This window comes from Variovorax sp. FG153 (genome assembly GCF_057809595.1).
In genome coordinates this window covers 1-12284 of the sequence record NZ_JBMDKG010000005.1, presented here as the reverse complement: position 1 = coordinate 12284, position 12284 = coordinate 1, and the positions used below count along the sequence as shown (strand labels likewise).

The 12284-nt window shown below is 68.2% G+C and carries 10 protein-coding genes; 4 read left to right on the top strand and 6 right to left on the bottom strand.

Translation table 11 applies throughout. The annotated features are described in order from the left end of the window. Positions 1-111: 111 nt before the first annotated feature. The 5 genes from ACODT0_RS07970 to ACODT0_RS07950 form a co-directional block, all read right to left on the bottom strand. Complete coding sequence (locus ACODT0_RS07970) at positions 112-1443, bottom strand: ABC transporter substrate-binding protein (RefSeq protein WP_057597142.1); 1332 nt, start codon at positions 1441-1443, stop codon at positions 112-114. Positions 1444-1508: 65 nt separating this feature from the next. Next, positions 1509-2573: a branched-chain amino acid ABC transporter permease gene (locus ACODT0_RS07965; protein WP_057597141.1), complete on the bottom strand. Its 1065-nt coding sequence runs from the start codon at positions 2571-2573 to the stop codon at positions 1509-1511. Between the two features lie 3 nt (positions 2574-2576). After that, complete coding sequence (locus ACODT0_RS07960; RefSeq protein WP_422099660.1) at positions 2577-3506, bottom strand: branched-chain amino acid ABC transporter permease; 930 nt, start codon at positions 3504-3506, stop codon at positions 2577-2579. 1 nt (position 3507) lies between these two features. Next, a complete protein-coding gene (locus tag ACODT0_RS07955) occupies positions 3508-4290 on the bottom strand; it encodes an ABC transporter ATP-binding protein (RefSeq protein WP_057597139.1) in 783 nt (260 codons plus the stop codon). 1 nt (position 4291) lies between these two features. After that, entirely contained in the window at positions 4292-6265 is a 1974-nt protein-coding gene (locus ACODT0_RS07950; RefSeq protein WP_261215420.1) for an AMP-dependent synthetase/ligase, read from the bottom strand. 85 nt (positions 6266-6350) lie between these two features. Here ACODT0_RS07950 and ACODT0_RS07945 point away from each other — a divergent pair, with 85 nt between their 5' ends. Together ACODT0_RS07945 and ACODT0_RS07940 are read left to right on the top strand one after the other, a co-directional pair. Further along, on the top strand, positions 6351-7139 hold the full coding sequence (locus ACODT0_RS07945; RefSeq protein WP_057597138.1) for a Crp/Fnr family transcriptional regulator: 789 nt from the start codon (positions 6351-6353) through the stop codon (positions 7137-7139). Beyond that, on the top strand, positions 7136-7606 hold the full coding sequence (locus ACODT0_RS07940) for a hypothetical protein (protein WP_261215422.1): 471 nt from the start codon (positions 7136-7138) through the stop codon (positions 7604-7606). The genes ACODT0_RS07945 and ACODT0_RS07940 overlap by 4 nt, the downstream gene beginning before the upstream one ends. A 15-nt stretch (positions 7607-7621) precedes the next feature. Here the strand turns inward: ACODT0_RS07940 and ACODT0_RS07935 are convergent, their stop codons facing one another. After that, entirely contained in the window at positions 7622-9055 is a 1434-nt protein-coding gene (locus ACODT0_RS07935; protein ID WP_057597136.1) for a sigma-54 interaction domain-containing protein, read from the bottom strand. Between the two features lie 285 nt (positions 9056-9340). Between ACODT0_RS07935 and ACODT0_RS07930 the strand changes: the two genes are divergently transcribed. Then, complete coding sequence (locus ACODT0_RS07930) at positions 9341-10273, top strand: 3-hydroxyacyl-CoA dehydrogenase family protein (protein ID WP_489041011.1); 933 nt, start codon at positions 9341-9343, stop codon at positions 10271-10273. A gap of 99 nt (positions 10274-10372) precedes the next feature. Beyond that, positions 10373-12172, top strand: coding sequence for a tannase/feruloyl esterase family alpha/beta hydrolase (locus ACODT0_RS07925; protein ID WP_489041010.1), 1800 nt, complete (start codon positions 10373-10375; stop codon positions 12170-12172). The last annotated feature ends 112 nt before the right edge of the window (positions 12173-12284 follow it).

The window sequence follows — 12284 nt, the reverse complement described above, 5'->3', positions numbered from 1 at the left end:
AAGCGATGCCTTTGCGGATATCGCCTCCCGTGCAGGGGAGGCAGGCCCCCTTCCGCCTGGCGGGAGGGGGTAGGGGGAGAGTGCCGTCGACCGGTGGCACCTGCCAGAGCGTCAGCTCTGGCAGTCGGCCGCGTCGCGACGCGTCAGCTTCTTCTCGGTGGCGTACTTGTCGGCCGCTGCCTTCGCCATCGGCTTGATGATCTGCTCGTCGGCCTGGTACCAGTCCGACATGCCGCCCCATTGCGCGCCGTCCCAGGTGTGGACGCGCGCCCAGGTCGAGCCGATGTGGTCCTGGCACGAGGTGCTCACCGGACGCATCACGCCCGAGAAGCCCAGTGCGTCGAGCTTCTTCTGGTCGAGCGCGAGGTTCTCGAAGCCCCAGCGCACCTGCTCGCCGGTCATGACCTTGCCCTTGCCGAAGCGCTCCTGCGCGCGGCGCACGGCCTCGACCGACAGCATCTGGATGATCACGCCGCGCGTGTAGAGGACCGAGCCCACCTCGTCCTTCGGACCCGTGCCCTGGCCCTTCTCGTGCACCTGCTTGAGGATGTCCTGGATCACCTTGGGCTGCGTGCCCGAGGTGTTGAGCGCCAGCGCGTTGTAGCCCTTGGCATTCGCGCCCACGTCCTTCACGTCGGGCTCGGCGCCGGCCCACCACACGCCGTACATCTTCTCGCGCGGGTAGCCCGTGGCCACGGCTTCCTTCAGCGCGGTGGAGTTCATCACGCCCCAGCCCCACAGCAGCACGTAGTCGGGACGCTGCTGGCGCACCTGCAGCCAGGCGGACTTCTGCTCGACGCCGGGCGCGGTCACGGGGATCAGCGAGAGCTCGAAGCCGTTCTGCTTCGCGCGCTCCTGCAGCAGCGGGATCGGTTCCTTGCCGAACGGCGAGTCGTGATAGACCAGCGCGATCTTCTTGCCCTTGAGCTTGTCGAGGCCGCCTTCCTTCTTGCCGATGTGCTGGATCAGGATGTCGGCCGCGGTCCAGTAGCTGCCCATCAGCGGGAAGTTCCACTTGAACACGCCGCCGTCCTGCGAGGCCGCGAGGCCGTAGCCCAGCGTGATCAGCGGGATCTTGTCGGTCAGCACCTTGTCGGTCAGCGCGAAGGTGATGCCGGTGGCCTGCGGGTCGAACAGCGCGACGCCCGGGCGGCCCTTGAGGCGCTCGTAGCATTCCACGCCCTTGTCGGTGGCGTAGCCGGTCTCGCACTCTTCGTAGGAGATCTTCACGCCGTTGATGCCGCCTTGCGCATTGACCAGCTTGATGTAGTCCTGCTTGCCGTTGGCCCAGGGCGTGCCGTTGGGCGCGTAGGGGCCGGTGCGATAGACCAGCAGCGGGAAGAACTGCTCCTTGGCCTGGGCCTGTGCGAGCGAGGGCGCCAGCGCGGTGCCGAGGGTGCCGGCCACCAGGGCGGCGGTCAGAGCGAGCGATTTCAGTTTCATGCCTGTCTCCTTCTTGGGGGCACCGCGGTGCCGGGTTGTCAACGCCGAAAAAACGCCTGGAAAGCTCAATGGGGGAAGGGCCACAGCCGCAGCTTCTCCTTGGCCGTGGACCACAGCCGCGCGAGGCCGTGCGGCTCCACGATCAGGAAGAACACGATGAGCGCGCCGAAGATCATGTATTCGAGGTGCGAGGCCAGCGCGGTCGAGATCGAGAAGCCCAGCCAGCCCGGCAGCTGGTTCAGCAGCAGCGGCAGCAGCACGATGAAGGCGGCGCCGAAGAAACAGCCCATGATCGAGCCGAGGCCGCCGATGATCACCATGAACAGCAGCTGGAACGAGCGGTCGATGCTGAAGGCGGCCGGCTCCCAGGCCCCCAGGTGCACGAAGCCCCACAGCGCGCCGGCCACGCCGACGATGAAGCTGCTGACCGCGAAGGCCGTGAGCTTGGCGTAGACCGGGCGGATGCCGATCACCGCGGCCGCCACGTCCATGTCGCGCATCGCCATCCACTCGCGGCCGATCGCGCTGCGCACCAGGTTCTTCGCGAGCAGCGCGAAGATCACCACCAGCGCCAGGCAGAACAGGTACTTCTGCACCGGCGACTCGATCGGGATGCCGAACACGTTGAGGCCCGCCACGCTGACCGAACCCGACGACGAGTTGTTGGTGAACCACTGGATGCGCAGGAAGGCCCAGTCGGTGAAGAACTGCGCCGCCAGCGTGGCCACCGCGAGGTACAGCCCCTTGATGCGCAGGCTCGGAATGCCGAACAGCACGCCGATCACCGTGGCGCACAGGCCGCCCAGCAGCAGCGAGGCGATCAGCGGCATGCCGTCGATGCGCACGTGGAAGTTGTAGGCCGCGTAGGCGCCCACTGCCATGAAGGCACCGGTGCCCAGCGAGATCTGGCCGCAGTAGCCCACTAGCACGTTGAGTCCGATGGCCGCGAGCGACAGGATCAGGAAGGGCGTGAGGATGGCGCGCATCCAGTAGTCCGACACGCCGAGCGGCACCGCGATGAAGGCCACCGCGAGCAGCGCGAGGATCGCCACGCGGTCCTGCAGGATCGGGAAGATCTGCTGGTCGGCGCGGTAGGTCGACTTGAACTGGCCGTTTTCTCTGTAGAACATGTCTCAGACCCGATCGATGATCTTCTCGCCGAACAACCCCTGCGGCCGTACCAGCAGGAACACGAGCGCCAGCACATAGGCGAACCAGATCTCGATGCCGCCGCCGAGCATCGGCCCGAGGTAGATCTCCGAGAGCTTCTCGCCCACGCCGATCAAAAGGCCGCCGATGATCGCGCCGGGGATCGAGGTCAGACCGCCGAGGATCACCACCGGCAGTGCCTTGAGCGCCACCAGCGAGAGCGAGAACTGCACGCCGAGCTTGGAGCCCCAGATGATCCCGGCCACCAGTGCCGAGAAGCCGGCCACCGACCACACGATCACCCAGATGCGGTTGAGCGGAATGCCGATCGACTGCGCCGCCTGGTGGTCGTCGGCCACGGCGCGCAGCGCGCGGCCGGTGGCGGTCTTCTGGAAGAAGATCGCGAGCACCACCACCAGCGCCGCCGCCACCAGCGCCGCGATCAGGTCCTCCTGGCTCAGCAGCAGGCCGCCCTGGAAGGTGCTCTCGAGCACCATCAGCGGTTCCTTCGGCATGCCGACGTCGATCTTGTAGATGTCGTTGCCGAACAGCGTCTGGCCCAGGCCGTCGAGGAAGTAGGCGATGCCCAGCGTGGCCATCAAGAGCGTGATGCCTTCCTGGTTCACCAGCTTGCTGAGCGCGAGCCGCTCGATCAGCCAGGCCACCACCACCATGATCGCCATCGCCGCGACGAAGGCCAGGATGTTCGCGAGGATCAGGCTCTGGAAGCCCAGCCACTGCGGGATCCATTCGGCGAAGCGCGCCATCGCGAGCGCCGCGAACAGCACCATCGCGCCCTGCGCGAAATTGAAGACGCCCGAGGCCTTGTAGATCAGCACGAAGCCGATCGCTATCAGCGAATAGAGCATGCCGACCATCAGGCCGCCGAAGAGGGTTTCTAGGAAAAAGCCCATATCAATGCTCCACGCCCAGGTACGCCCGGATCACGTCTTCGTTGTTGCGCACTTCGTCGGGCGTGCCGTCGCCGATCTTCTTGCCGTAGTCGAGCACCACCACGCGGTCGGAGATGTCCATCACCACGCCCATGTCGTGCTCGATCAGCACGATGGTGGTGCCGAACTCGTCGTTCACGTCGAGGATGAAGCGGCTCATGTCCTGCTTCTCCTCCACGTTCATGCCGGCCATCGGCTCGTCGAGCAGCAGCACCTGCGGCTCCATCGCGAGCGCGCGGCCCAGGTCCACGCGCTTCTGCAGGCCGTAGGGCAGGCGGCCCACCGGCGTCTTGCGGTGCGCCTGGATCTCGAGAAAGTCGATGATGTGCTCGACGAACTCGCGCTGCTTGAGCTCCTCGCGCTCGGCCGGGCCCCAGCGCAGCGCCTGCGCGAGCAGGCCGCTCTTCATCTTGAGGTTGCGCCCCGTCATGATGTTGTCGAGCACGCTCATGCCCTTGAACAGCGCGAGGTTCTGGAAGGTGCGCGCCACGCCCATCTCGGCCACCTGGCGCGAGTTCATGTGCTTGAAGGTCTGGCCGCGGAAGGTGATCGAGCCCTGCTGGGGCCAGTACACGCCGTTGATGCAGTTGAGCATCGAGCTCTTGCCCGCGCCGTTGGGGCCGATGATGGCCCGCACCTCGTGCTCGCGCACGTTGAAGCTGATGTCCGTCAGCGCCTTCACGCCGCCGAAGCTCAGGGAGATGTTCTGCACGTCCAGGATGACGTCGCCGGTTTTTCTTGCCATGTCAGGCCGCCTTTGCCATGCCGGGGAAGCGCTTCGCCTCGACGATCTTCAGGGTCGCGCTCACCGCGCCGGTGCGGCCGTCCTCGAACTTCACCTGGGTCTCGATGAACTGCTCGGTCTTGCCGCCGTACAGCGCCTCGACCAGCACCGCGTATTTCTCGGCAATGAAGCCGCGGCGCACCTTGCGCGTGCGGGTCAGCTCGTCGTCGTCGGGGTCGAGCTCCTTGTGCAGCACCAGGAAGCGCGCGATCTGCGTCTCGCCCATGCCGGCTTCCGCCGCCAGGTCGGCATTGACCTTGCCGAGGCACTCGGCGATCAGCGCCAGCACCTCGGGCTTGCCGGCCAGGTCGACGTAGCCGCCGTAGGCCAGGCCGCGGCGCTCGGCCCAGTTGCCCACGGCCTCGAAGTCGATGTTGACGAAGGCACTGACCTCGTCGCGCGCATGGCCGAAGCACACGGCTTCCTTGATCTGCGGGAAGAACTTGAGCTTGTTCTCGATGTAGTTGGGCGCGAACATCGCGCCGCCCGCGAGCCGCCCCACGTCCTTGGCGCGGTCGATGATCCGCAGATGCCCTTCGCTGTCGAGCACGCCGGCGTCGCCGGTGTGGAAGTAGCCGTTCGCATCGAGCACCTCGGCCGTGGCGTCGGGGCGCTTGTAGTACTCCTTGAGCACCGAGACGCCGCGCACCAGCACCTCGCCGTCGTCGGCGATCTTGAGTTCGATGCCCGGCGCGGCCGTGCCCACGGTCTGCAGCTTGACCTTGCCGTCCTGCTGCAGGCAGACATAGGCGCAGGTCTCGGTCTGGCCGTAGAACTGCTTGAGGTTGACGCCGATCGAGCGGTAGAAGCGGAACAGGTCGGGCCCGATCGCCGCGCCCGCGGTGTAGGCCACGCGGATGCGGCTCATGCCCAGCACGTTGCGCAGCGGGCCGTAGACCAGCAGGTTGCCCAGGCCGTACAGCAGCCGGTCGCCGGCGCCCACGGGCTGGCCGTTGAGGATGTCGGCGCCCACGCGCTGCGCGAGCGCCATGAACTTCGCATAGAGCCAGCGCTTCGGAGCGGCCGCGTCCTCCATGCGGATCGACACCGCGGTGAGCAGGCCCTCGAAGGTGCGCGGCGGGCCGAAGTAGTAGCTCGGGCCGATCTCGCGCATGTCGTTCATCACCGTGGCGGCCGACTCGGGGCAGTTGAGCGTGAAGCCGCCCACCAGCCACTGCGCCACCGAGAACAGGTGGTCGCCGACCCAGGCCATCGGCAGGTAGCTCATGATGTTGTCGCCGGGGCCGAGCCTGTCGGTCTCCACGCCGCCGCGGCCCGCCGCGATGAAGCTCGCATGCGTCTGGCACACGCCCTTGGGGCGGCCGGTGGTGCCCGAGGTGTAGAGGATCACGCCCACGTCGGTGGCCTCGCCGCTGGCCACCGCGGCGTCGAACACGCCGGGGTGCGCCTGGTCGTAGGCGCGGCCGAGTTCGCGCAGCCGGTCGTAGCTGATCAGGCCGGGCTGGTCGTAGTGGCGCAGGCCCTTCGGGTCGTCGTAGACGATGTGGCGGATGCCCTGGCGGCCCTCGCCGCGTGCCACGCGCTCGGCCTGCAGGTCGCGGCACTCGAGCAGCTTGTCGACCTGCTCCTGGTCCTCGACCACCACGAAGTCGATGGCCGCGTCGTCGAGCATGAAAACCATCTCGTTGGCCACCGCGTCCTGGTACAGCGGCACCGGCACGCCGCGCAGGCTCTGCGCCGCGACCACCGCCATGTAGAGGTGCGGACGGTTGGCGCCGACGATCGCGAGGTTGTCGAAGGATTGGAAGCCCAGGCTCGCGAGGCCGCACGCGATCTCGCGCACTTCCTGCGCCACGGCGCGCCAGGTCCAGGTCTGCCAGATGCCGAGGTCCTTCTCCCGCACCGCGGGCGACTCGGGCTGCGCTTGCGCATGCGCAAGCAGCAGGCGGGGAAAGGTGAGGGCGTTTGTTTGCACGGTGCGCGGATCGTAGGGCCGCACTTTGACGCCGAGTTGTCGTTCCAACGACAATCCTAGGGACACTACTCCCCGGAGTTTCCCGATGCCGAACGGCAGCCCCTCGCTCAACCTCCCCCTCGCCGCGGGCAGTTCGATCAAGGACCGCGTGCGTCCGCCCAATGCGGCCGAGCTCGAGGGCATCCCCTGGCTGCTCACGCTCACCGCGCCTGAGCGCCGCCGCGCCGAGGCCGCGCTGGTGGTCGGCGAGGCCGAGGTCGGCGATCTCGTGTGCCGCGTGGGGCGTTCGCCCACCTACTGGTTCGGCGTGGTCGAGGGCCTGCTCAAGATGAGCAACGACAACGCCGACGGCGGCTCGGTCACCTACACCGGCGTGCCGCCCGGCGGCTGGTTCGGCGAGGGCACGGTGATGAAGCGCGAACCCTACCGCTACAACATCCAGGCGCTGCGGCGCAGCCTCGTCGCGGGCCTGCCGATCGAGAGCTTCCACTGGCTGCTCGACCATTCGATCGGCTTCAACCGTTTCGTGATGAACCAGCTCAACGAGCGCCTGGGCCAGTTCATCGCCGCGCTCGAGATCGATCGCCTCAACAACCCCGACGCGCGCGTGGCGCGCAACCTGGTCTCGCTGTTCAACCCGGTGCTTTATCCGGGCGTGGGCGAGGTGCTGCGCATCACGCAGCAGGAACTGGCCTACCTCGTGGGCCTGTCGCGCCAGCGCGTGAACGAGGCGCTCAACGGGCTGTCGGCGCAGGGCCTGATCCGCGTCGAGTACGGCGGCCTGCGCGTGCTCGACCTGCCCGGGCTGCGCGCGACGGCGATGACGAGCCGCAAGGCTTCCTCCACAGACACCGGCCACGGAAAGAAATCATGAGCCTGCAAGACCAACTCCAGATCGTTCCCGCCGATGCCGACGTGGCCGGCTTCGTGCCACCGCCGCCGCCCGCGCCCAAGGCCGAGGAGCCGGGCCCCACGCCCGAGCAGCTGGCCGAGCGCAATGCCGCGCTGAGCGAGCGGCTCGAGGCGATGGACGAGCTGCTCGCCAAGCCGCTCAAGGACATCCTCGCCGAGCACGAGAAGGCCGGCGAGTCCGCGCTCGCGTGGGATCGCTTCGGCGCGATGTGGATGCTGTCGCAGCGCGCGATGCGGCGCGTGGCGCTGGACCTGGGCGCGCAGCTCGGCGTGAGCGAACAGGAGATCGTGGCGCGCGCGCTCGCCCATGCGAACGCGGTGCTCAACGGCGCGGACGAGAACGACCTGGGCGGCACGATCGCGCCCGCGCAGATGGGGCACATCGCGCGGCACCGCAACTTCCTGCGCGGCCAGTTCCGCGGCGGCTGAGCGTGCGCGGAACCGCTAGCGCTCGAGCGCCATCTGCTTGAGCTTGTTGTAGAGCGTCGAGCGGCTGATGCCGAGCAGGCGGGCCGCGAGCAGCTTGTTGCCCCTGGTCTCCTGCAGCGCATGGAGCAAGGCCTTCTGCTCGGTCTCGTTCACGGCGGCGTGCAGGTCGTGGCGCGCCGGGGCCACCGTCGCGGTCGACGCAGCAACCGCGGCCGGCCGCGCGCCGTCGTTGAGCAGCATGTGCTCGGCGCGCAGCTCCGAGGCATCGCCAGACACCACGCAGGCGCGCTCGAGCACGTTGCGCAGCTCGCGCACGTTGCCGGGCCAGCCGAAGCGTGCGAGCCGCGCCAGCGCGTCGGGCGCGACGTCCTTCTCGCGCATGCCCAGCGTGGCGCAGAGCTCGGCCAGCAGCAGGTCGACCAGCTCGGGCAGGTCCTCGAGCCGCTCGCGCAGCGGCGGGATCTGGATCGGCACCACGCTCAGGCGGTAGTAGAGGTCGGCGCGGAACTGGCCGGTCTCGACCAGCTGCCGGAGGTCGCGGCTGGTGGCCGCGATCACGCGCAGGTCGAGCGGGATCACGGTGTTGCCGCCGATCGGCTCGATCTCGCGCTCCTGCAGCGCGCGCAGCAGCTTGACCTGGATGCGCATCGGCATGTCGCCGATCTCGTCGAGGAACAAGGTGCCCTTGTCGGCCAGCATCATCTTGCCGGTGCGGCCCTTGGGATGGGCGCCGGTGTAGGCGCCCGGCGCGGAGCCGAAGAACTCGGCCTCCATCAGTTCCTCGGGAATGGCCGCCACGTTGACGCCGATGAAGTTCTGCCGCGCGCGCCGCGAGGCCGCATGGATGCCCTGCGCGACCATCTCCTTGCCCGTGCCGGTCTCGCCGAGCAGCAGCACCGTCGAGTCGGTGGCCGCCACCTGCCGCGCGCTGCGCCGCACCTGCGCGGCCTGCGGGCTCGAGCCGACGAAGTGGCTGAACTCGTACTTCGTGCGGCGCAGCTGGTTGAGCTTCGAGCGCGTGCGCTCGAGCTCGCTCTGCAGCTGCTGGATGCGCGCGAGCATCGGCCGCAGCGGATCGATCTCGTCGAACAGCACGAAGCAGAAGCCGCCGATGACTTCCTGTTCGTCGTTCTTGATCGGAAAGCGCGACACCACGGCCCAGCGGTTGTTGACCTCGATCACGTCGAACGGGATCGAGCGGCCGGTCTCGACCACCTCGGGCATGCGGGTGGTGGGCACCACCGTCGAGATGTGCTGGCCGACCACCGGCCGGTCGGGCTCCAGGCCGATGAAGGCCAGGTAGCGCGCGTTGGCCCAGATGACCTTGCTGTCGCGGTCGACCACGAAGGCGCCCTCGGCGAGCTGGCCGAAGAGCTCGAAGAAGGACTGCAGGGCCTGGCCCCGGATGCTCGCCAGGTCGAAGGCCTGGTCTCCCTTGATCTGCAGCATGGCTGACTCCCTTGGTTCGCGGTGCGAATGCCCACCGCGCGCGCAACGACTGTAGTGGCTCCGAATCGCTGTCCAGTTATTGGACGTTGTGTGCAGTGGCTTGAACACTATTGGACATTGCTCGCACGGTATTTCGCGGGCGTGCCGCATGCGGGTTTGTACGAAGCGCCCGAGTGAAAAGCGCGTCCCTCGGCGAGGGGCGCAGTGTCCGGGCACGCTTTCTGCAAAAACCAGCGCAAGGCACCGAACGATCTCGGTGCCAAACGATGCCGGGAGACAAGCTGCATGCATGGAAAGAATCGACGCGTGGCCGTGGTGGGCGCAGGGCTCATGGGCGTGGGCATCGCCACCTGCCTGGCGCTTGCCGGTGAAGACGTCGACGTGTTCGATCTCAGCGATGCGCGGCGCGGCGAACTGCCCGCGCTGGCCGAAAAGATCTTCGAGGAATTGATCGCCGCGGGCCGCATCGAGGAGGTCGGGCGCGACGCGGCGCTGGCGCGGATTCGCGTGGTCGCGACGCTCGCGGCGATCGCCGATGCCACGCTGGTCTTCGAGGCGGTCGTCGAGCGGCTCGAGGTCAAGCATGCGCTCTATGCGGAGCTCGAGGCGCTCCTGCCTTCGTATGCGCTGATCGCGAGCAACACCAGCGGCTTCATGCCCGACGTCCTGTGCGAGCGCATGCAGCATCCCGAGCGCTTCCTGGTCGCGCACTTCTGGAATCCCCCGCATGTCATCCCCTTCGTCGAGCTCGTGCCGGCGACCGCGACGGCCCCCGATGCCAGCGCGGCCGTGCGCGAGCGGCTCGAGCATGCCGGCTTCGAGGCGGTGCTGCTGAGCCGGGCCGCGCCCGGCTTCATCGGCAACCGCATCCAGTTCGCGGTGCTGCGCGAGGCGCTGCACCTGGTGCAAAGCGGTGTCGCCGATGCGGCCACCGTCGATACCGTCGTCCGCTCCTGCATCGGACGCCGCTACGCATCGTTCGGCCCCTTCGAGACGGCCGATCTCGGCGGCCTGTGCACCTTCCTCGACATCGCGGGCCACCTGATGCCCGAACTCGAGAGCGACGCCTCGGGGCTGCAGCTGTTGAAGGCCATGGTCGCGACCGGCCATTGGGGGGCGACGGTGGGCCAGGGCTTCTACGAGTGGACCGACGCGCACTGGCAGTCGGTGCGGGAGCGAAGGCTGCGCATGTTGGCGGACATGCGCCCGCCGCGCTGAACGCCGCCGGTCCGGCCCGCGCGGCCAGCGCGGCAACGGAGGTGTTTCCCGCCGCGCCCGCGTGGCGACTTTTCGAATTCATCACAACGAGAGACAAGCATGCACCGAAGCACATCGACCCCCTCGCGGCGCGCCGCTCCAGCCATGCCGTGGGTGCTGGCCCTCGCCGCCGCGGCCTTGCTGGGCGCCTGTGGCGGCGGAAGCAGCGGCGTGACCCTCGGCGCCATCGTTCCGGGCGCGCCCGGGCCGCAGACGCCGCCGGCACCGCCGCCGTCCGTTGAGGCGACACCGCTGGGTTGCGAGCAGATGGCCAGGCTGTCCGTGCCCGCATCGGCGATCGCGCTCGCCACCGGCGGCGCCAAGGTGACGGCGGCCACGCTGGTGCCCGCGGGCGGCAAGGCGCCGAAGAACTACGGCGAGCACTGCAAGCTCAGCGCCGAGATCGCGCCGGTCGATCCCGCCGCGCCGCCGATCAGGATGACGCTGCTGCTGCCCACCGAGTGGAACCGCAAGGCGATGATGTATGGCGGTGGCGGCTACGACGGCACCATTCCCGGCGTCGGTGGCAATTTTTCCGCCGGTCCGGTCGATGTTCCCGACCCGATCGGCCGCGGCTATGCGATCTTCGCGAGCGACTCGGGCCACGACGCGGCCACCGACCCGAAGAACCCGGGGGCCTTCGCGCTCAACGAAGAGGCCTTGCACAACTTCTCGTTCGAGGCCTTGAAGAAGACGCGTGATGCGGCCGTCTTCCTGATCCGCCAGCGCTATGCGCGAGAGCCGGAACGCAGCTACTTCTTGGGCGGTTCGTCGGGCGGTCGCGAGGCGCTGGCGGTGGTGCAGAAATGGCCGACCGATTTCGACGGTGCCATCGCCTTCTATCCGGCCTTCAACGCGGCCGGTCTCGATCTGCAGTTCGGCCGCATCACGCGTGCGCTGGCCAGGCCGGGCGCCTATCCGAGCCTCGCGAAGCGCGCGGCGCTGTTCGATGCGTCGATGCAGGCCTGCGACGCCCTCGACGGCGCGAAGGACGGGGTGATCGGCAACCAGAGCGCCTGCAACCGGCGCTTCGATCCCGCGACGGCCCTGCTCGATGGACGGGCGCTGCGCTGCCCCGGCGGCGCCGATACCGCGGACGACTGCCTGTCGGACGCGCAGATCGCCGCCTTCAAGGTGATCGACACGCCGGCGATCTTCAACTATCCGCTGGGCAGCGGCGAGAACCAGTATCCGGGCTTCAACGTCTGGGGCGCCGAGTTCGGCCGGCCCGGCACGGGCACCAAGGCCGACGAGACCCAGATGCTCCTCACGTACCTGGGCCTCGGCTGGAGCGCCCCTGCCTTCCCTATGCCCGAAAGGGCGCCATACCTCTCGGGATTCTGGGACCAGTGGGTGCGCTTCTTCGTCACGAAGGACCCGGGCTTCGATTCGCTGACGCTCGATCCCGAGAATCCCGGCCCGTGGCAGGCCCGGATCGCGGAGCTCACGCGGCTGCAGGACATCAACCAGGCCGACCTGTCCGCGTTCGCCGCGCATGGCGGCAAGCTGCTGATGGCGCACGGAACGGCCGATCAACTGGTCACCCCGCGCGCGACCGACCAGTACTTCAACCGGGTGCGCGCCACCATGGGCGCCGAGCGCGTGAAGAGCTTCATGCGCTACTACCAGATCCCGGGCTACGGGCATGGAAGAAGCCTGGTCTTCAACGCCAGCTGGGATTCGCTGGCCGCGCTCGAGAACTGGGTGGAGCAAGGCACGGCACCGAGCGCGCAGACCGTGGCCGATACCCAAGGCGTTCCGGGCCGTACCCGACCGCTTTGCGACTACCCCGCATGGCCCAGGTACAACGGCCGCGGCGACCTCGACCTGGCGGCGAGCTTCTCGTGCGTCGACGAATGAGGGCCTCGCGCATGAAAGAACCCATCGCATCGAAAGAGGCCCGTCGATGAGCGGCTGCATTCTCGAAACACGCCAGCTCACCAAGGAATTCAAGGGTTTCACCGCGGTCAGC